The organism is Pseudoalteromonas sp. SR41-4 (assembly GCF_014163985.1).
GTDB lineage: Bacteria > Pseudomonadota > Gammaproteobacteria > Enterobacterales > Alteromonadaceae > Pseudoalteromonas > Pseudoalteromonas rhizosphaerae.
Genome location: NZ_JACJEI010000001.1, coordinates 142878 through 164611 on the forward strand (window position 1 = coordinate 142878; position 21734 = coordinate 164611).

18 protein-coding genes are annotated in these 21734 nt (G+C 39.0%); 8 read left to right on the plus strand and 10 right to left on the minus strand.

Features of this window, described 5'->3' with window-relative positions; all coding sequences use genetic code 11:
• Positions 1-74: 74 nt before the first annotated feature.
• Both H5180_RS00500 and H5180_RS00505 read left to right on the plus strand, forming a co-directional pair.
• The gene (locus tag H5180_RS00500; RefSeq protein WP_182733996.1) at positions 75-977 is read left to right on the plus strand and encodes an AraC family transcriptional regulator; all 903 of its coding nucleotides are present in this window, start codon (positions 75-77) and stop codon (positions 975-977) included.
• A 306-nt stretch (positions 978-1283) separates the two neighbouring features.
• A complete protein-coding gene (locus H5180_RS00505) occupies positions 1284-2666 on the plus strand; it encodes a Na+/H+ antiporter NhaC family protein (protein WP_145234337.1) in 1383 nt (460 codons plus the stop codon).
• 78 nt (positions 2667-2744) lie between these two features.
• Here the strand turns inward: H5180_RS00505 and H5180_RS00510 are convergent, their stop codons facing one another.
• Both H5180_RS00510 and H5180_RS00515 read right to left on the minus strand, forming a co-directional pair.
• Positions 2745-3161, minus strand: coding sequence for a phosphate ABC transporter substrate-binding protein (locus H5180_RS00510; protein ID WP_310736407.1), 417 nt, complete (start codon positions 3159-3161; stop codon positions 2745-2747).
• A gap of 10 nt (positions 3162-3171) precedes the next feature.
• On the minus strand, positions 3172-4251 hold the full coding sequence (locus tag H5180_RS00515; protein WP_392352553.1) for a porin: 1080 nt from the start codon (positions 4249-4251) through the stop codon (positions 3172-3174).
• Between the two features lie 446 nt (positions 4252-4697).
• Between H5180_RS00515 and H5180_RS00520 the strand changes: the two genes are divergently transcribed.
• Positions 4698-6878: an OsmC domain/YcaO domain-containing protein gene (locus H5180_RS00520; RefSeq protein ID WP_182730759.1), complete on the plus strand. Its 2181-nt coding sequence runs from the start codon at positions 4698-4700 to the stop codon at positions 6876-6878.
• Between the two features lie 80 nt (positions 6879-6958).
• Here the strand turns inward: H5180_RS00520 and H5180_RS00525 are convergent, their stop codons facing one another.
• From H5180_RS00525 to H5180_RS00545, 5 genes are all read right to left on the minus strand, one after another.
• Positions 6959-7363 carry a DUF1801 domain-containing protein gene (locus tag H5180_RS00525; protein WP_182730760.1) on the minus strand — a complete coding sequence of 135 codons (405 nt, stop codon included), beginning with the start codon at positions 7361-7363 and terminating at the stop codon, positions 6959-6961.
• A gap of 25 nt (positions 7364-7388) precedes the next feature.
• On the minus strand, positions 7389-7979 hold the full coding sequence (locus tag H5180_RS00530; RefSeq protein ID WP_182757442.1) for a DUF1287 domain-containing protein: 591 nt from the start codon (positions 7977-7979) through the stop codon (positions 7389-7391).
• A gap of 30 nt (positions 7980-8009) precedes the next feature.
• Entirely contained in the window at positions 8010-8399 is a 390-nt protein-coding gene (locus H5180_RS00535) for a DUF6768 family protein (protein ID WP_182733991.1), read from the minus strand.
• A 12-nt stretch (positions 8400-8411) separates the two neighbouring features.
• Positions 8412-8930: an RNA polymerase sigma factor gene (locus H5180_RS00540; protein ID WP_182733989.1), complete on the minus strand. Its 519-nt coding sequence runs from the start codon at positions 8928-8930 to the stop codon at positions 8412-8414.
• Positions 8931-9061: 131 nt separating this feature from the next.
• Positions 9062-11941 (minus strand): insulinase family protein, encoded by a 2880-nt coding sequence (locus H5180_RS00545; RefSeq protein ID WP_182757443.1) that lies wholly within the window; start codon positions 11939-11941, stop codon positions 9062-9064.
• A gap of 154 nt (positions 11942-12095) precedes the next feature.
• Between H5180_RS00545 and H5180_RS00550 the strand changes: the two genes are divergently transcribed.
• On the plus strand, positions 12096-12515 hold the full coding sequence (locus tag H5180_RS00550; protein WP_145234347.1) for an MAPEG family protein: 420 nt from the start codon (positions 12096-12098) through the stop codon (positions 12513-12515).
• Between the two features lie 50 nt (positions 12516-12565).
• Here the strand turns inward: H5180_RS00550 and H5180_RS00555 are convergent, their stop codons facing one another.
• Positions 12566-13309, minus strand: coding sequence for a peptidylprolyl isomerase (locus H5180_RS00555; protein ID WP_182730763.1), 744 nt, complete (start codon positions 13307-13309; stop codon positions 12566-12568).
• Between the two features lie 263 nt (positions 13310-13572).
• On the opposite strand from H5180_RS00555, the gene H5180_RS00560 reads away from it, so the two are divergent.
• Positions 13573-13770, plus strand: a complete 198-nt coding sequence (locus H5180_RS00560; protein ID WP_145234351.1) for a hypothetical protein — start codon at positions 13573-13575, stop codon at positions 13768-13770.
• A gap of 77 nt (positions 13771-13847) precedes the next feature.
• Positions 13848-15482, plus strand: a complete 1635-nt coding sequence (gene ushA, locus H5180_RS00565; protein ID WP_182733985.1) for a bifunctional UDP-sugar hydrolase/5'-nucleotidase UshA — start codon at positions 13848-13850, stop codon at positions 15480-15482.
• A 78-nt stretch (positions 15483-15560) separates the two neighbouring features.
• On the opposite strand, the gene H5180_RS00570 is transcribed toward ushA, so the two are convergent.
• Positions 15561-16508 carry a hypothetical protein gene (locus H5180_RS00570; RefSeq protein ID WP_182757559.1) on the minus strand — a complete coding sequence of 316 codons (948 nt, stop codon included), beginning with the start codon at positions 16506-16508 and terminating at the stop codon, positions 15561-15563.
• Positions 16501-17397, minus strand: a complete 897-nt coding sequence (locus tag H5180_RS00575; RefSeq protein ID WP_182757444.1) for a PhnD/SsuA/transferrin family substrate-binding protein — start codon at positions 17395-17397, stop codon at positions 16501-16503. The genes H5180_RS00570 and H5180_RS00575 overlap by 8 nt, the downstream gene beginning before the upstream one ends.
• 221 nt (positions 17398-17618) lie before the next feature.
• On the opposite strand from H5180_RS00575, the gene H5180_RS00580 reads away from it, so the two are divergent.
• On the plus strand, positions 17619-18482 hold the full coding sequence (locus H5180_RS00580; RefSeq protein WP_182733983.1) for a S1/P1 nuclease: 864 nt from the start codon (positions 17619-17621) through the stop codon (positions 18480-18482).
• Between the two features lie 31 nt (positions 18483-18513).
• Positions 18514-21690 carry a TonB-dependent receptor gene (locus tag H5180_RS00585; RefSeq protein ID WP_182757445.1) on the plus strand — a complete coding sequence of 1059 codons (3177 nt, stop codon included), beginning with the start codon at positions 18514-18516 and terminating at the stop codon, positions 21688-21690.
• Positions 21691-21734: the final 44 nt, after the last annotated feature.

Below are 21734 nucleotides of genomic sequence, written 5' to 3' on the forward strand. Positions count from 1 at the left end.
TAAAAACTTGATTAGCTGTCCAAAAAACATGTCTGTGCGTCCAAACTCTGTTGGTCGTGTTTAAAGGAAATAAAATGAATACCACGTTATTGACTGAAAAACTGACTAAAAAGCGCCAAGCGGTTGATGTACTGATCGAAAATAAAATTACTTTTGCCTCAGACAACGCCGAGCTGAGCATTTACGACACCTACCAAGACGCACAAAAAGTAGCACTGCATTCCAGCGAACTGCTGTTTTGCGGCATGATCAGCGGTAAAAAAGTGATGCACGTTGCTGACAGTAACTACCATGAAGAGTTTTTACCCCAGCAATCATTTGTATTAGCACCCGAACAAGGGGTTTTAATCGACTTCCCAGAAGCATCAATGAAGCAACCTACCACCTGTTTGGCTATCGAAATTAGCCGCGATAAAATCAGCCAAGTAGCTGACGCGCTAAATATGCAGCAGCAAATAAGCAGCGATGATTTTTTTCATTACATTCCAAAGCTGGTGCATACCCAACACAATCAACAAACCCAACAATTACTTGAACGGATGATTGGGTTATTTAGCGAAAACGAGCAAGATCGTCATTATCTAATTGATCTATCAGTAAATGAGTTAATCACTCGATTATTACAACAACAAAGCCGCGATTTAATGCTCGCCAATTGCCAACAAACTATTGCATGCCCATTAACCGATGCCCTGCATTTTATTAAAGAACATCTTAATCAAACTTTAGATATCGATACTTTATGTAAAATAGCCTGCATGAGCCGTAGTAAATTTTACCAGCAATTCAAGCTCGCCTTTGGGCAAAGTCCGGCCATGTGGCAACAACAGCTAAGATTAAAGAAATCTCGCCAACTTCTACAATCAGGACAACAAATAAGTCAAGTTTGCTACGATCTTGGCTTTACCAACCCCAGTCACTTTAGCCGTTTGTTTAAGCAAAAATTTGGTGTTTCACCTAAACAATGCAAGCATTAATATTCATCTATTAAGAATTTTTAACTAAATTAAAAGTTTTTATTGACTCGAACGCAATTGCAGATTATTTTCCCGCTGATGTTTTTATCGGCATAACAATAGCGGCATGCATCCCCTGCACCGTCTGGCGCCAAGCCAACGCATTTTACTGTGTCGCAATTGTGCTAAACCCACCGCGAAACCTAACAGTGACTTCTGCGTGCAAAAGCAGTGACTTGGAATATCAGCCGTTGGGCTAACATTCTTTGTTTTTGTTAAGCAGTTTGAGCCAATTACTCAAATGCTTTTTATTTTGTGAATACTTAAATGCTCGAACCTTCTGCGTTAAGTCTTGTGCCGCCAGTTGTAGTGGTGGTTTTGGCGATCGTGCTACGTCGTCCTATTTTATCTTTGCTGATCGGTGCCCTTGTTGGCCTTGCTATGCTAAATCCTGTTGAAATGCTTAGCAACTTTGCTGCGGCATCATTAAAAGTAATGGTAGATGAAACAATCGGCTGGCTTATTTTAGTGTGTGGTGGCTTTGGTGCGTTAATCGCATTACTAGTGCGAACCGGTGGTGCAGCAGCATTTGGTAGTTTTGCGCTGCGTTTTTGTAAAGGCCCACGCTCATCTTTACTCATGACCTTTTTACTTGGTATCGTTATTTTTATTGATGACTACCTCAATGCGCTTACCGTGGGTGAAACCATGAAACGCATTACCGATAAATTCAAAATTAGCCGTGAGATGCTTGCTTACGTAGTTGACTCTACCGCAGCGCCAATTTGCGTATTAGTACCACTGTCTACATGGGCAGTATTTTTTGGTGGCTTATTGGTTGATAACAACATCGCCGTCGAAGGCCAAGGTATTGCCGTGTATATTCAAGCAATCCCCTATATGCTGTATGCATGGTTTGCCGTGTTACTTGTGCCATTAGTGGTACTTGGTGTTATCCCTTTATTTGGGCCGATGAAAAAAGCCCAATTACAGGCAATGCAAGAACAACCGCAAGTAGATCCTGCACAGTACAACGAAGTGCAAACTGCCGATGAATACGCAGTAAAAGCCGTTGAAGAAAGCTTTGAAAGCGCAGACAGCCACGGCAAACTGTACAACTTTTTACTGCCTATTTTATTGCTCGTTGCGTTCACTGTGTATTTTGACATTGATGTATACAAAGGGTTATTAGCGACATTCGCCGTGACGCTTCCATTTTATATGCTGCAAAAGCTAATGCCATTTGCCGAAATGATTGAAAAAATGCTCGATGGTTTTAAAAGCATGTTGCCAGCAATAGGAACTGTGATCGCCGCATTTATTTTTAAAGATGTGTGCGACCAACTACTATTACCACAGTTTGTAATTGATTCCTTAAGCCCATTCATGACCGCAGGCTATTTACCTGCAGTGGTGTTTTTAGCAATGGCAATTTTGGCGTTTGCTACAGGCTCAAGCTGGGGTATTTTTGCGGTAACAATTCCTATTGTGATGCCTCTGGCAGTCGCGGTTGATGCAAATATACCGCTGGTGATTGGTGCGCTGTTATCTGCCTCATCATTTGGTAGCCAAGCATGTTTTTACTCAGATTCAACTGTCCTTGCAGCCCAAGGTTCAGGCTGTAACTTAATGAGTCACGCAATTACTCAATTGCCCTATACACTCATCGCAGCTGCCTGTGCATTTGTCGGGTTTTTAGTGATTGCTTAAGGTGCATAAATCTAAAAAAAATCGATTACAGTTTCCTGTAATCGATTTTAACGTTTTGCGTTTTTATCTAAATTATTACTAAAACTTCCCAACCGATTTCACTGAATCGGTTAGCGATGCAGCATTAATGTAACCAATCATACTTGGATTTTTACCTACTAAATCAATTACCTCTGCATCATTAGTCACTTCTTTAGGAGGCGAGCCTTTACCTGTAAAAATAAGCTTTGACCAGTATGCTTTTAACTGGCTACCTGATTTTGATAAAACATTCGCATCAAACTCTTGGCGTGCTGTAGAGGCTTCCTCTTGATTCAATGGAACAGCTTGATTGCCATCAGAAAATGATTTGGCCTTGCCTAAAAAGAGCTTTGAAATCTCAGATTGATCAAAACTACTATTATTTGTAGGATGAACAACAACAACTACCTCCGCGTTTACTGAATAACAACTAAGCAATAAAAGTGGTAAAAGTATCTTTTTTAACAACATCATAGCGTATTCCTTAAAATACCAAGTCAATGCCAAGTGTGATCGACTCACTATCACCTGCAACAGCTAAATCAAATGATTTATCATTCACTTTATCAAACTGGACTTTAAAAGCCGCTGAAGAATGAAAATCCCAGCGTATTCCGACTGACGTTGTATTGTGCTGTTCACCATCATCGGCATCTTCTTTAAATTGAGAGTAAGAAACATAAGGAGTAATTGTGTCTAAACGGTAACCTAGCGTAATCATTGAAGTGTCAAGGTTGCCATTCAAATCCAACCGGTTTAACTCTGTTAATATAAATAAACTTTCAAAGTCTAAGTTAACTGCAACACCATAAAACTTACCTGTACGGCTAGTTTCACCGTCAAATAATACTCGCTCACCACTACGGTAGCGCTCATTTTTGTAAGTCATATGGGTTAATCTAACTTCGAACCACTCTTTATTTAATTGCAATACCCCACCTAACATATCACGCCAAATTTCACGTGTTGGCTCTTTGAAAAAAAACTCACTAAGGAGCTTATTTTCTGTATCATCCTCTTCTCCATAATAAAGATTGCCCATTACAGACCAATCACCAATTTCACCGCTGTATAATGCATTTACGCCGTTGTAGTTAAATATTTGCCACGTATAATTATCCGCAGGCGGACGCATCCATACATAGGCGTAACCTACATCATAAAAATCCGAATAATAAAACAGGGGCAATCGTTTTTTACCTGCTTGAACAGTCCAATTTTCATTAATCTCATATGAGAGATAAGCCCATTCAATTTTTGCATCAAAATCATTAGCGCCTCGAGCAACTAGTTGGCCTGTCACCGATAGTCCATCAGCTAAATCAGCGCTAATTTGTAGCCCAAATAAGCTCTCTGGTTTAAACGAAACATCTTCGTCGTAAGACGATACTATTGGATAATCGGCCAAAAAAGTAGGTGGTATATCGTACTGCGGGACCCCACTTCCAGATAAAACTTTACCAGCATTAATACTAGTAAACCCTGATAAGTTGATCTCGCCATAAGAAGCACCTGTAAACAGGATGCAATTTACAGTTAATAACCAATACAGCTTTTTCATCATCTGCGTTACCTTATGATATTAGTCTTTTGCAATATGCATTATTAAAGTTAGACCACAGATGAAAATTTTGCCTACTATACCTAAGCTTCCGCCCCAAATTAATTACAAAATAACAACAAAATTAAAACATCAGTGATAATCGATTTAATTAATTAGTACTAAATTATTTGGAGTTCACGACCTTTTCTACCTCTTATTGTAAAAACTTTAGGCTTACTCTGAGTATAAAGTTTACAGCCTCATAAATAGTTCAAAACCAGCGAACCACGTGACTTTTACCAATTTATGCGCTGCAAATAGCATTTATTTTAATTAACCTCGACTATTACTTGTATGTGCTCCCTTAAAAAGCGGATAATTGCAGCTAAATGAAAATACACTGACAAAGTCTGGCGCAAACACCTATTGGCCTTACTTATTAGTGCGCACGAAGGTGGACCAACTCAATGGAAATTAAAGTTAATTTTCTCGATAATCTTAGATTAGAAGCTAAGTTTGACGATTTCTCAGTCATTGCGGATCAACCAATCCGTTATAAAGGCGATGGCTCTGCGCCAAGTCCGTTTGACTACTTTTTAGCATCTTCGGCTTTATGTGCTGCGTACTTTATTAAAGTGTATTGTAATGCCCGTGATATCTCGACTGACGGTATTCGTGTTGCGCAAAACAACATTGTTGATCCTGAAGATCGTTATAACCAAATCTTCCAAATCCAGGTTGAACTCCCTGAAAGTATTTCAGAAAAAGACCGCACCGGCATTTTACGCTCTATTGATCGTTGTACCGTAAAGCGTGTTATTCAAACCATACCTGAATTTAAAATTGATGCCGTAGAAAGCTTAGATAACGACGCGCAAGCCATGTTAATGGCAAAATCAGAAGGCAGCGAAAACACCTTTATTTTAGGTAAAGATTTACCGCTTGAGCAAACCATTGCTGATATGACTGCGATTTTGGCTGACTTAGGCATGAAGATTGAAATTTCATCATGGCGTAATATTGTACCAAACGTCTGGTCATTGCATATTCGTGATGCTGCATCACCGATGTGCTTTACCAATGGTAAAGGCGCCAGCAAAGAAAGCGCATTATGTTCAGCCCTTGGCGAGTTTATTGAACGTTTAAACTGTAACTTTTTTTACAATGACCAGTTCCTTGGTGAAGAAATTGCCAACAGCGAATTTGTTCATTACCCGAACGAAAAATGGTTTCAGCTCACTGATGATGACTCACTACCAGAAGGTATTTTAGACGACTATACCTTGAGCATTTACAACCCTGAAGATGAGCTGTGTGGCTCGCACCTTATCGACACTAACTCTGGTAATGTTGAGCGAGGTATTTGCTCGATCCCATATGTGCGTCACTCTGACGGCGAAACTGTATACTTTCCATCAAACTTGATTGAAAACTTGTTTTTAAGTAACGGCATGAGTGCGGGTAATAACTTTGCCGAAGCCAAAGTACAATGTTTATCTGAGATTTTTGAACGTGCTGTTAAACGCCAAATCATCGAGCAAGAACTGGTATTGCCAGACGTACCAGAAGCGATACTTGCTAAATATCCTAGTATTGTTGCCGGTATTAAAGGCTTAGAAGAGCAAGGCTTTCCGGTTGTTGTAAAAGACGCATCTCTAGGCGGGCAATTCCCTGTCATGTGCGTAACGTTAATGAACCCGAAAACCGGTGGCGTATTTGCTTCATTTGGTGCACACCCAAGTTTTGAAGTGGCCCTTGAACGTAGCTTAACAGAGCTATTACAAGGTCGCAGCTTTGAAGGTTTAAACGACGTACCTAAACCAACATTCAACAGCATGGCAGTATCTGAACCTGAAAACTTTGTTGAACACTTTATTGATTCAACCGGTAAGATCTCATGGCGCTTTTTCAGTGCTAAACACGATTATGACTTTGTGGAATGGGATTTTTCAGGTACTAACGAAGAAGAAACTGCTAGCTTATTTGGTATTTTAAAAGCCTTAGGTAAAGAAGCTTATATTGCTGAATTTTCAGATCTTGGCATCGCATGCCGTATTTTAGTGCCTGATTATTCAGAAGTTTACCCTGTCGAAGACTTAATTTGGGATAACACCAATAAAGCCCTTAAATACCGTGAAGATATTTTAAATCTGCACAGTTTAGATGAAGACCAACTTGCCGACTTAGTTGAGCGCTTAGAAGACAGCCAGCTTGATAATTACATCGATATCATCACCTTAATTGGCGTTGAGTTTGACGAAAACACCGTGTGGGGTCAGTTAACTATTCTTGAGCTTAAGCTGCTAATTTACTTAGCATTAGGCGATTTAGAAGCGACCATGGAACTGGTTGAAACCTTCTTACAGTTTAACGATAACACTGTTGAACGCGGGTTATTCTACCAAGCAATGCACGCGACTTTAGAAGTTGCGCTAAATGATGACTTAGAAATTGAAGACTACATTCACAGCTTCACCCGCATGTTTGGCCAAAAAGTAATGGATGCAGTAGTCGGCTCTATCAATGGTGATGTGATGTTCTACGGTTTAACTCCAACCAATATGCAACTTGAAGGGTTAGATCGTCATCAGCGTTTGATCGACAGCTATAAAAAACTGCATGGGGCTCGCGCTGCAAGAGCCAAATAACTATTGTCAGCGCGAGATTTGCGTAGGCGGGAGTTTATATCGCGCTGTTGCTCTTTCTGCCGGACAATAACTTCTTAAATTTAAGCACCTAGCAATGGCAGGTGCTTTATTTTTTTATAGCGCAAAGCCAACGATATACAATGGGCTAGCTCTTTAGCTGGCACGGTTTGATTAAGCTTAAACACCAAAGCACGGTTACCTTCATAGCTAAACGTATCACCATAAAGCTCTTTGAAGGTTTCAATAAGTTTAGTTTTACAGTTAAAGTAAATACAAAATTGCTCAGCTGATTTTGGTTTGTGATCAAAACGAATGGTAGTGCCTATTTTTGAAATATAACTCGGCTCTCCCCACTTGAGTGTTTCTTCAAGTTCAGTGATACCATCCTGCTTTGCAACACGGAATATAATCTCTCGAACTTCATTTAAGACAACTACAACCTGTGAAGGGTAAGTCGTAAACTTTTGTTGTACTTGCTCATCCATTTGATCACCCTTGCTTAAAAAGCATTTACTCTGATAGCTGATACCGATAATGCCCTGTAATTTTATAGCGAAACAGCACGTCTTCACGCTGCGGCCCTGCGCCTATGTTATGCACTATCAATGGGGTTTTGTTATCTGCAGTGTATGTATCTACCACGATACCGATATGCGGCAAATTGCCCGGCAGCATCCACGTGACAATATCGCCTGCTTTATAGGTCTGAGCATTATTAGTTATGGGCAGCACTGTACCGTGGCGTTGAAAAAAAGCCTGTAAATTAGGCACGCGACGATGATCAATATTACTATCGGGTTTAGTTAGCCCCCATATTCTTGTTGATGGATAGACTGAAAAATTATCGCGCATATCTTCATGAACTAACTTTTGTAAATCGATACCCAGTGCTCGGTAGCTGCGAATAATCACATCTGTGCATACGCCAATATTGGCAGGTACATCGCCATTTGGATAGGCAATACGGTGATAAGCGCCGTCATAGCGCACGCTTTGTGTTGTTCTATCATTTGCAGCGTTTACAAAATCATCAGCAAATGAGTTGCTGCTGTAGCTACATACTGAATACAATAACAACAAAGACCAAGTTATGTATTTCATGAAACTTCCTTTTAACGTTCAGATTAAAACTTAGTTTTTAATCTTTGAAATTGAGTGTTCACTGAGCATCAGCCTTATTTCAAATTCACTTCGCTTAATTTCTTTAATAATAGATTGCCTATTCATCTCCATAAACAGCCAGAGTTTAACGGCAATTTGCATCATTAGACTACTTACAAAACACACAGCCCAAAACAGTTGCTGTGCTATCTGCTCAGCATTAAAATATTGATAGACTGATAGTATAAAAATTGCCGTGAGTATAAAAGCCAACATCGTACCTAAAACTGTCCAACTGCGCATTTTTCCGCGATATATACGTGTAAACTGTTTGAATAAACCAGAATCAGTCTCTAAAACAGACTCCAAATTGTGTTGTTCAGCCTGTAAGCTCTCTTTTATTTTCTCATCTAAATTCATCACTCTCTCCAATTATTCACTCAACCATTTTACCAGCTGTGCTCTCGCTCGGTGTAAACGTGACTTAACTGTGCCAACAGCAACATTTGTTATTAAAGCAATGTCGCTAATTGACATTTGCTCTAAATAAAACAAATAAACACTGAGCCTCTCACTATCTGGCAGGTTATTTATTAATTTTGCTAAATCAATAGATTGCTCATTAAAATGTGTAGTATCTATTGATTGTTCATGCTTATCCGGCTGAAAACTTTCTATGTACTTATCTTTACGGGTGACATCAACAAACTTGTGGTATACCACTCTAAATAGCCACGCTTTAAACACGCTTGGTTCTTTTAATTTACGAATGTCTTTTGCTACCACAGTCCACGCTTCTTGCGTTATATCCTTTGCTAAGTCTTTCTGTTTACAAAGTTTCATCGCAAATAGAAAACTAGGATTATACAAATAAGTACATAATGAGTTAAAAGCTGCCTCATCCCCTTGCTGTGCGCTAATTACAGCAAGCGTTATTTGCGTCGAATTCATGCCTCTCCTTAATATCTTTTCTACAAGACGGTTTAGCAATGTAAAAGGTTCGCTGTATTTTTATTTTTTCATAAAAAAACCCAAGCAAATCGCTTGGGCTTTGATCTTTTTCAACGCTTCAATGTGCTAAATTACTTTTGCAATTTAATGCCATTAAAGTGCGCTTGTAAGTCTGTTACCAATGTTTGTTTTGGTAAATCTGCAAACGGTTTGTCGGCAAATTTGCTACCACGAAGCTGTACGTTTAAACGCGCAGCTTGTGGGTTTAACATAGTTTGCTGGTAGTAGTCTTTAATATCTGCAAGCGTGACTTTTTCAACTTCAGCGATTAACTTATCCTTTGAATCAAAATCAAAGTTTTCACGATACCAATCGCCAATAAGTGGGCCCATTTCATCGCTAAGATTTTTAGGCTGCTGTTTAAGCGACACTAATACGGCGTTTTTAAGTTGAGCAAACGTTTCTTCGCTCATGTTATCAAGCTCTACTGCATATTGCATTTTGAACTCTTCAAAACGCGCTTGCATGGTTTTTACATCTTTTACCGGGGTTTGAATAAACAAGCCAATCGCTGAGTAATCTTCAATCGGCCTTGCTAAACCACCAACCGCATACGCTAATTGCTCTTCAGTACGTAACTTGTCAAACGCGACGGTGCTAAAGTGACCTTGTAAGACTTGCGCTTGCGCTTTTTGCTTATAGCCTGCAATCGGGTGTACGGTCATATCAATGATAGCTACATCAGCCACATCAATATCTTTTTGCAATACAATCGTTTCGCCTGGTTGCGGTAACCACGCTTTACTGCGCGCAAATTCAGTGCTTATATGCGCCGCTGGTAAAACTGCCGTTAACTCTTTAGCTATCGCTTCAACATCTGTTTGGTTATAGTTACCATAAGTAAACACCCGCATTTCGTTATTAGCGAAGGTATGCTGTTTAAGCTGCTCAAAATCTGCAATGGTTAATGCTTTTGCCGTATTGATCAGTGCATCGGTGTCAAAGCTGCCAGTTCGTATTAATTTAGAATACTCACCAAACGCTTGATAATAAGGGAATTGTTTTTGGGCGTTTAATAAATCACGTTGGTAACGATCAAGCGCTTGAGCAAAACCTTGCTCAGTTACTTGCACATCAATATTTGTCAGTGCTTGCGCGAGTAAAACATTTTGTTTATCGGTAAAACCACTCATTGAAAGGATAAGTCCGTTACTTGCTTCAAGGCCAACACTCATACCGGCCACGGCAGCTTCGGTACTTAGCTTGCTTTGTTGTAAGTTAAATAAGTCAGACCATACTGAATAAAGTACTTTAGCTTTGATATCCGTCAAAGCATCTGGGGTATTTAAGTAAACTTCGACCAAACCTTTCGGTTGCTCGGCAAAGTTTTGACTCGCTTGACGCCATACTTTTACGCCATTTTTATCATATACCAGCTTAGGGTGTTTTTGCTCTGCAAATTGTGCTGTTTTAATCGCAAAACTCTCAGGTAATAAACGATTTACCGTAGGTAATGCTAAGGCAAACTGACTAGGCTTACTCCAGCTGGCAATTTCAGCATCACTGATATCTTCAATGCGGTATTTACCATCGTAAAAATGCAATTGTGAATCGGTTTCTTCTTGCTGTGAGGTATACCAAATACGTAGAGTATCAGCATTGAGTTGCGCAAGTACGTTGTTGATCGCAGCTGCATCAAACTTAGCATAATAGAAAGGCGCATTAATAACGTGGTTTAGTGGATAATCTTGCATGCTACCAGTTAAATTACTGACATAGCCAAATTCATCGCCTTTTTCTAAAAATTGAAATTCATTATTAAGTGAAGTGCGAATTTCATTAAAGTATTTACTATCTACACCTTCTTTTTTGATCAAATCAATATATTGCATTATTGTTGCAACGATCGTTTCACGGTTTTTCATGCCTTCGTCTGTTAATTGCACATTAACCGTCAGCGCACCGTAATTACCATATTGGGTTGGTGCTGCCCCGGCTGAAAGTTGTGAAACCCAGCCTTTATCACGCAAAATTTGCGCCGGGCTACCTTGCATTTCATTGCTTAATAAGTATGCTACAAAACGGTTAGGTTTAACGGCAAACTCATTGCTGTTATCGGTAATAGTAAAATCAAGTTGTAACTCTTTTACGTCTTCATTCGGCGCGTAGTGAACGCGTTTTCCACCTACGTTATCAAAATCTAGCTTTGTGGTAACAGTTGGTTTGTCGATCTTTTTATCTTCAATATCAGCGAAGTATTTTTGTGCTTTCGCTTCCATTTCCGCAAGTGGTAGATTTGAAATCATTGCTACTTTCATAATGTTAGAAGAGTAGTATTTATTATAAAAATCAACGGTTTCTTTATGTAGAGAGCTACCGTCTTTATCACCTAATGTTTCAAGATTACCGATTAAAAAACGATTAGCTGGATGATCGCCCATCATTTGTCGGGCAAGCTTAAACTGACCAAAAAAATCCATCTCGCGACGCATTGACCATTCGGCGTTTACTGCGTTTTTTTCTTTATCGGTGTATTCTGGGTAAAGCTTAGGGGATTTAAAAAAGTCAGCAAAACGATCCAATGCTTCATCGTAAGCATCGTTATTTACTTCAAACATGTAATTAGTAATATCTAACCATGTATAAGCATTGTGGGCGCCGCCGTTTTTAGTCATAAAATCAGAGTAACCCTTGGTATCTGGGTAACGATCTGTGCCTAAAAATAGCATGTGCTCTAAATAATGCGCCATTCCCTGCTGGCTGATTGGATCATGTAATAAACCAACACCCACACTCAATGAAGCGGCTGATTTTTCAGCAGTTGGATCCGACACTAAAATTACTTCAATCTCATTCGCAAGTTTAAGGGTTTTATATTGACGAGTATCGTTGGGACTTATTACCAGCGTATCTGAAAGTAATGACGTTTGCTGCTGTACCGCTGTGGTGGTAGTGCCGCAGCCACTTAATACTGCTAAAGCAATAGCGCTTAAAGTAATTATTTTTTTCATATTGAGAATGTGATCCATACTTATTTGTTGTTTGAATGATCGGTAAAATTCAAAACGCTTGCAATCATTTTTCTAAATACTTTGTAACACATTGTGAATTATAAAGACAAACTGCTAGGCTTAAAGCTAGGTTATTTATCAAATGAGACTCTTAATGGAAAAATATGTATTACTCGCGATGTTTTCTCAGGTACTACTCACTCTTACGGTAATGGTAGTCATGGGCCGCCGCCGTTTTAGTGCGGCGCGTAACAAAACGATTACTATGCAAGATTTTGCCACTATGCAATTAAATAATGCGGGTGATGATGTACATATTGCCGGTAGAAACTTTATTAATCAGTTTGAAATACCAGTGCTATTTTTTGTAGCCTGTTTAGCTGCTTTACAGCTCAATGCAGCGGGTTATGTATTTATTACTTTAGCCTGGGGTTTTGTGATTTCTCGCGTCATTCACAGTATTATTCATTTAGGCAGCAATAGCGTAAAACCTCGCTATTATAGCTTTTTGCTTGGCTGTTTACTGGTTTTAACTATGTGGGTGTTATTAGTAATGCGGGTATTTGCACTCTAAAGCGTTACGTTTGCTATCGGGACACATAACCCGATAGCAAGTATATACCTTTAAGCTGCGCGGCGGCGTTTAAAGCCAAGCAATAATAATGGTAGTAACCAGCTCATACTACCACTTGAGCTATCCCCATCATCAGGCTGAGTTGGAGTTGGATCGTCAATTAGCGTATTTTCTTTTGGAGATAAATTTACTGACGAATTTGGATCATTATCCAGTACCACAACACTATTGATCGACACTAAATTAGCAATAGTCAGCGTAGTATCTGCACTTGCACATTGGTCTTTAGTGAGATTAACTACCGGTATTTCACCGCAATGCACTAAAGCAGAGATCTTATCAAGCACTGCATAACTATCTGCTGTAATCTGACCAAATACGGTAAAACCGCCATTTTGCTTATCTAAATTTGCACTATTATCTTTGAGATTAAAAAACCATTGACTGGTGGCGCTATTTTTATCACCGCCGACTTTTGCCATGGCAATCGTGCCTTTTACATTCGATAGTTCTGGCTCATTCACAACAGCTGGTGACGTTGTGATCGCTTTAAAATCATCGGTAAAAGTAAAGCCTCCGCCTTGAATAATAAAGTCCTTGATTGAACGGTGGATCACGGTTTGGTTGTACGCATCACTTTGTATATAACTTAAAAAGTTCTCGACCGTTTTCGGAGTCTGTTGATCAAACAAATCGACCTTAATAGCGCCTTGTGAAGTTTGCATTTCAACTACAGTGGCATGGCTTGCAAATGAGGTTGCGGTTAACAAACCGCACAGTAATAGTTTTTTCATTATTATATCTATCCTGAAGAATGTTGTGGTTATGTGAATTTAATGCAAATAATAAAGAACTCTTGTGGAGATTACGATAGCAAAACGTACCTTTAAACAAATCAAACCGAATTGATTACATTTAAATTACATGTAATTACATTATCTTGTTATTCACTCACGTTATAAATAAATTTTGTTTAAAACGAAATCGTCTTAATAGCCGAGTTTATTTTGTTAGTATTATTTATAACAATAAAACACACACAACAGGATTAACAACTATGTCGTATGAAGAGCAACACATCTGTGATTTTGGCTTACACCAAGGAGAGGCGTACACTAAGTTACCGGCAAGCTTTTTAAACTGGATGGTGGGTAATAACCATGAAAAATCAGCATTAGCAGAACAAGAGTTACAGCGACGTCAATTAGCGGCAACTGGAAAGTTAAATTTCCAAGATGACATTAAAATAGAATAATTACGTTATTTTGCAATAAAACTAGTTTAAACTATGCGCTTAATAAATAGCACAACACTGACAACACGGGTCATATTATGCGCATATTACTTTCATTTTTCCTATTACTAAGCATTACTGCATGTAGTAATCATCAAACCTCCGTTCAACAAGCTGACACAGCAGATATTCACTATCTCACCATTTTACATACCAATGATAATCATGGCCGCTTTTGGCATAACGAAAAAGGTGAATACGGTATGGCTGCACGTAAAACCTTAATCGACCAGTTACGTGCTGATGCGCAGCAACAAGGTCACGCAGTGCTACTTCTATCTGGTGGTGATATAAATACAGGCATTCCAGAATCAGACCTGCAATTTGCAGAGCCTGATTTTAAAGGAATGTCATTAATTGGTTACGATGCGATGGCGATTGGTAATCATGAATTTGATAATCCACTGAGTGTTTTAAAACAACAGCAGCAGTGGGCAAATTTCCCGCTTCTTTCGGCTAATATAATTGATAAAAAAACCGGTAAAAATGCCTTCGAATCCTATAAGATTTTTAACAAACAGGGGCTGAAAATCGCCGTTATTGGTTTGACAACCACAGATACCGCTAAAATAGGCAACCCGCAGTATATCGGCGGCCTTGAATTTCAAGAGCCCGTTGCAGTAACCCAAGCTTTAGCTGAGAAAATCAAAGCACAATATCAACCGGATATCACGATTGCAGTAACTCATATGGGTCATTATGTTGATGCGAATTATGGCATAAATGCACCTGGCGATGTTACCCTTGCCCGCTCTTTACCGGCTCATACCCTTGATATGATCATCGGCGGTCACTCACAAGAACCTGTGTGCATGGCAAGCGAAAATAAAAATGACGATAACTTTAAACCCGGTATGACATGTAAACCAGACCAACAAAATGGTACGTGGATAATGCAAGCTCATGAATGGGGTAAATATGTCGGCAAAGCCGAGTTTAAACAAGAAAACGGCGTATTAACCTTATTAGATTATAAATTATTGCCAGTTAACTTATACGTTGATAAAACGCAAGCTGATGGTTCAATTAAGCCTGAGCTTGCCAACGAATACATCAAACCAGACGCTGCCTTAAAAACATTTTTAGCTGATTACCAAGCCAAAGGTGCAAAACAAATTGAAGGTGAAATTGGTTATGTTGATGCAAAGCTTGAGGGCGATCGCAATAAAGTTCGTTATCAACAAACCAACTTATCGCGCGTTATTGTGCAAGCACAAATGAATGTTGTTGGCGCCGATTTTGGTATCATCAGTGGCGGTGGCGTACGTGATAGTATTGCTGCAGGTGCAGTTAGTTATAAAGATATTTTAAAAGTACACCCTTTTAAAAATCGCATCGCGTATATTGATTGGCAAGGCCAAGAGCTTTGGGATTACCTTGAGACTGTAACTAGTTTCCCACCGGATTCTGGTGCTTATTTGCAATACCACAAATTAAGCTTCGAGCGTAACGATAATGCGCTGACTAAAGTGATGATCAACGGCAAAGCTTTGGATAAAAACAAAACCTATCGCATGAGCATTAATAGCTACAATGCATCTGGCGGTGACGGCTACCCGATACTGATAAATCATAAAGGATTTGTCAGCACTGACGAAACAGATGCACAGGCATTAAAACGCTTCTTTATTGAAAATAGTCCAGTCAAAGCCATTGAATTTGCTCCTAAATAATCAGAGCTTACCTCACACAGTTTAAGTATTAGCAGTGTGAGGTTTTTATTCTGAACTAACTCACTAACCAGGTTAAGGTTATTTGCCTATCACCTCTATATCATCTGCTTTGATATTCGATAAACCATAACTATGTAACCGTGACCGAGAGCCTTCACCATGTGCCTTAGGAGGGTAATATATTTCCTTCAGCTGTGAGTGTTCAATAAGTACCTCATCCAATGCAGCCCTAATTTCACTCAAGGTTTTTTCTAGACTGTTAGTAAAATTAGGCCGTTTACGAATAGTATGGCCAAGTTGTGTTAATCGGTAAAAATACTTATTAGCAAGTTCAATTAACTCATCCGGCACATCTTTGTTTTGATTAAGTGTCACGTCCGGATTCTCAACGCAAAACTCGATTAAAGCCAAGTAAAAACACAGTGGTTTGTTAGCTAAGCCAGCTTTTATCTCAGCGTTATCATTAATAGCCAAAACTTTGGCTTGCAAATCAATCACTAGTTTCACTTGCACATTAATCAGTGGAAGTTGCTCTACTTGTTCTTTTAATGCTAAGTGTTTCAGCGATGTTCGGTTAATAAGTTCAGCCCACTTAGAAAATAAAAAAGCCAATAATAACAATACAATAAAGGTATAAATATCGCTTGTATGCCACCAACGCGTCTCAATTAAAAATGTAATCGCAACTTTTTGATCACTTGTTTCAAGATACTCTATCCGACTTTCGCGGCCATTATTTGTTAATGCCAGTGAGACATCATTGATGGTATTAACTTGAATTGGCTGTTGTATCAATTGCATATTCAAACGTTGTAGATAACCAACAATAGCATCATGATTACCCGAGTGTTTCAAAAAACGATTTGATAAGTCTAACCGAGGTAAATCTAGTGCAATTCGGTTTTCAATATCAGCCATTATTAAATCGTTATGTTGCGCCTGCTGCAGATAACTAGAGAGTTTAAACGTCAATAGCGCCGCACTAAAAATAAGCAGTGTCACGCCAAACAAGCGCTTATTATTCATCACGTTGCTCTCCTAAGAATTCAGCTTTACCCGCTGAACAATGCCAGTATGGTTCAACATGATTAAAATAAGTCGACACTTGCTGCTTAGATAATTGGATTAATTGAGATTGGATAGCGCACAGCAAATCAGTGTTCTCATGCTGCATTTTAAAGTACCAACGTGTGCCTATTACATTATCGCTGATTGGAGTTATATAATTTTTAGAAAAATGCGCCTGATCTGCTTCCTTCCAAAAAGAGGCTATTAAATCAACCTGTCCATTGGCTAATAACTCCCTAAGCTCATTATGTGAACTGGCGTAAGTAATTTTTAAATTTTCAAGGTTGATCCCTAAATCTTTAAACTTTTGTTTAGGTAGTATATGCCCCGATCGGCTTGTAGGATAATCAAGTAAGCCAATCCGTTTCCCCAAAAAGTATTGCTTGTTAATTTTTGGCTTTTCTTTAGCTGAAATAAAAAACGCAGTATAACTTGGAAAGCCAACCACAGGCTGGTAGTTATAGGTCGATTCAGCTTTGAAGGCTGACATAATGTTGTTTTTTGCTAAAATTAAATCAGCAATACCTTTACCAATGAACTCAATGCTATCGGCAGTACGGTAACCCCATAAAGCGATCACTTCGCCATATTGTTTTGCTACAACGGGATCTTCACACAGGTTTTGTATTAAAGAACGAGCGACCTTTTGCGACGAGGCATAGACAATTAATTGCGATTGGTTTTCTGTTGCCCTCGTCTGACAACGACTAGATGTTTCAATTAAAGGCTTCAAGGTACCCGTTGATGTAACCACACTCAGCTGGCCACTGAGCCAAACCAACAAAAAAAACAGTAACAAAACAGTAACAAAGAAGCTGTGTTGCAAAAGCAGCTGTTTAATTTTCAAAAGTTCAACAATCCAAAACGATTCATCCTTCTATTTGACCAATTTAAATTACTTATTACAACAAGTAATTTTACCCAAAACAGTTAAGCTTATGAATTAAAAGAACTATCAATGGGAAATTATGAATTTCTTTGAGTCCTTCCTATTTATCTCAAAATCAGGACAATTCGCGCCATAGAAGAGGCCGCTCTTGTCAAATAAGATCATTGAGGAAAACACAAATGTTACGCAAAATTACACATGGATTTAGTTATCTTTTAGTCGGCGCAGTACTTTTATCATCACAAAATGTATTGGCTTGGGGACAAAATGGCCACAGAATTGTCGGTAAAATTGCCGAAAATCACATAACAGACGCAACTAAAGCAGAGCTTAAAGCACTTTTAGAAGGGCAAAGCCTAGCGCAAATTGCTACTTGGGCTGATGAAATGCGCTCTGATCCGAGTCCTTTTTGGCAAAAAAAATCTTCTCGTTGGCATTACATTAACGCGCCAAGCAACTCAACTACATTTACTCACAGCCACGATGAAAATTTAAATAAAGATAATGTAAGCAACATTCTTGAAGGGATGTATTTTGCCATCGATACACTACAAAACAAAAACAGCTCAATAGATGCCAAACGTTTTAGCTTACGCTTTCTTGTTCATTTGGTTGGCGATAGCCATCAGCCGTTTCATGCCGGACGTGCAGAAGACAGAGGTGGTAACCGTGTTAACGTTACCTTTTTTGGCCAGCCAACCAACCTGCACTCATTGTGGGACACTAAATTAATCGAAAATGAGAACCTATCATTCACTGAATTCGCGCAGTTTATTGATACTAATAATGCAGAAATAATTACCGAGTACCTAGCCAGTTCACCAGAGCAATGGGTAACAGAGTCACACAATTTAGCTGACAAACTATACAAGCTAAATAATGACGAGATTGGCTTTAGCTACATTTACGAAAATACACCGATTATTAAAACTCGCTTACAACAAGCCGGTATTCGATTAGCAGGATTATTAAATACGTTATTTGATAGTTCAGCAAAACCGTTAGCAAAGGCACTTAAGATGTCAGCTAACACAAACAAGTAATAAACCTTAACTTTCCACGGGAATCAACAAAATGAATAAGCTTCGCCTTTCGAAATTAACTGGGGCTGTGATCCTAGCCTTAGGTGTTTCTACAAGCGTAATGGCAGCAGATACCTCATCCGCTATGCGTGGTAAAATTACTACACCTTCTGGCACTGCAGCTGCAAATGTGAAAATTAAAGTTATTCACCAACCAACTGGCACTGTAAGCGAATTAACAACCAATGAAAGCGGTACCTTTATTGCCAATGGTTTACGTGTTGGCGGCCCTTACACTGTGTTTATTGATTCAGACCAATTTACCGATACCATGCTTGAAAATATATATTTAGAACTGGGCGATACATATCGTCTTAATTCTCAGCTTCAAGCAGCTAACATCGAAAAAATTGAAGTCTCAGGCTATAAAATTATTCAGCAATCTGGTGGTTCAAGCAGTACCTTTGGCGAAGATACAATCAGTAACATGCCAAGCTTTAACCGTGACATTAAAGATATTGCCCGTCTAAATCCTTTAGCAAGTATCAATGGTAATGGCGAGTTAACTTTTGCGGGGAGCAACCCTCGTACTAACGGTCTAACTGTTGATGGTATCGGTCAAAACGATGACTTTGGTTTAAATTTTGGTGGCTACCCGACGTCTCAACCTCCTGTTTCACTTGACGCAATAGAGCAAGTTTCAGTTGACGTATCGCCTTTTTCAGCTTCTAAAGGTAACTTTGGCGGCGGTACAATAAACGCCGTAACGAAGTCTGGTACTAATGAATTCAAATTTTCAGGTTTCTATGAAACATCTACACCTGATATGGCCGGCGATGTTCAAACAATTAACGAAGAAGATACAGATGAAGCCGGTTATAAAACTTATTCAACAAATAAAGTAAAACCTATTCAAACTGAACAACGTTTTGGTTTTAATGTCGGTGGCGCAGTTATTAAAGATGAACTATTTTACTTTGTAAACTACGCACAGTGGTCAAGTGAGCAGGATTTAGAGTATGGCTTTGAAGATTCAGGTGCAGCGAATGAATTCAATATAACCGAAGACAGCTACAATCGCTTTATTGCTATTTTAAATGACGAATATGGTTTAACCGATTCATTAGCGAGGGCACCTGAAGACACCAATAAAAATTTATTGGTTAAGCTTAGTTGGAATGCCAGTGATGAGCATCGCCTAGATTTCACGTATCAATGGCAAGATGATCAAGATGAGCGTAACTTTAGTAAGGGTGGTAATAACATTGTATTAAAATCAAATACATATGCATATGTTACTAAGTTTAATAACTTTGCCACTAAGCTTTATTCTGATTGGACTGAAGACTTTTCAACAGAGATTGGTATTGCCTATAAAGATGTAACCTCTGACAGTGTTACTCGCTCTAACTTAGGTAGCATCACCGTAGAAGAAGATGGCAGAAATGGCCCTAGTTTTAATTTTGGTACTGATAGATATCGCCATGCTAATAAATCTGAAACTGAAAACTTAACACTGACACTTGATGCAACTTATCTAATGGACGAGCACGAAATAAACTTTGGGGCTCAATATGAGTCACTTCGTTTATATAACTTGTTTGCTGAGAACTCATTAGGTACATGGAAATTCACTAGTCTTGATCAGTTTGCTAACCGCGAAGTGAGTGCATACAACTTCTCATATCAAAATGCGTACACTAATAATTCAGCAGATACCGCCTATGATGCAACACGTAGTCAATTAGCTTTATATATTGAAGATACCTTTTACTTAAATGATGACTTAGAAGTGACAGCTGGGCTTCGCTATGAGCGCTTATCATCTGATGATAAACCAACTCTTAATGAAAGCTTTCTAAACACCTATGGTTATAGTAATCAAGAAAACCTAGATGGTTTAGATATTATTCTACCTCGAGTTGGCTTTAAGTATTATGCAACTGAAGCATTAACTATCAACGGTGGAATTGGTCGTTTCCAAGGTGGCATTCCAAATGTCTGGTATAACAACTCATTTCAAAAAGATGGTATTACCCTCGTTTCTGCACCAAATAGTGTAATAAACGACTACTACCAAAATAACCCAGCAGATATCACTCAGGTCCCTGATGTTATAAAAAATTCGTTAGAGAAAGGCGCTGGAAGCACCGCTTACATTGATCCTGACTTCAAGCTACCTTCAAGTATTCGTGCCCAAGTTGGCTTTGAATATGAGTTTGATTCTGAACTATTAGGAAATGGCTTTAAATGGCAGGCCGAAATTGCTTACCACAAAAAAGAAAATGAAGCTGTATGGCATAATACCTCTATCCGTCCTATCGGTTTAGCTGCTGACGGCGAGCGTGTAATTAATGAAACCATCTACAGTGGTGCATTGAAAGATAATGTTGATATTGCAATGACTAATTCAACCGACGATGGTCGCTCTGTCATTATCTCTACTGGTATTGCTAAAGAATGGGATAACGGTTTATTTGTTTCTGCAAGTTATGCTCATCAAGATGTTACTGAGTCTTCTGTTGGATCAGCGTCGCAAGCTGAAGGTAACTATAAGCATAATATTACGGCTAATCGTAATCAAGATGTGGCAGCACGTGGCTTTTATGAAGTTGAGCACAGTTTCAAAATTAACTTAGGCTACAATGCTGAGTTTATTGCCGGTTATGCGACTAAATTTAATATGTATTTTGAACGCCGTTCTGGTCGTCCATTTAGTTATACAATGAATATGTATAAAGATGCTCACTTAGGCGACACAAGTTCTTTATTTAGCAACAGTGCTTATTTGGCCTATATTCCAACGGGTGCTGATGATGCGAATGTCAATTGGGCTGATTCTGAAATGAATTGGGCACAATTAGCAGAGCGTTTAGATCGCGCAGGTATCTCTCAACGCGGCGGCATTATCGGTAAAAATACTGGAACGCAGCCTTGGGTTACCACCATGGACATCAGCATTAAACAAGAAATCCCTGGCTTTGCTAACGGCCATAGTGGCGAGCTATACCTTATGATTGATAATTTCGCTAACCTACTTAATAGCGATTGGGGTATAGAAAAGCGCTTAGGCTATTCAGACCAATCAATTTATGATTTTGGTGGTCTTGATGACCAAGGACGCTATATTATTGATAATAGCTTCGGTGGCGCTGATGTAAGAAACTATAGCCAAATAACGAGCTCATCAACATGGCAAGCTAAGATTGGTATCAGCTACAAGTTCTAATTTTTAAAACTCTATGTAAAACCCGCTTTTAGCGGGTTTTTTTA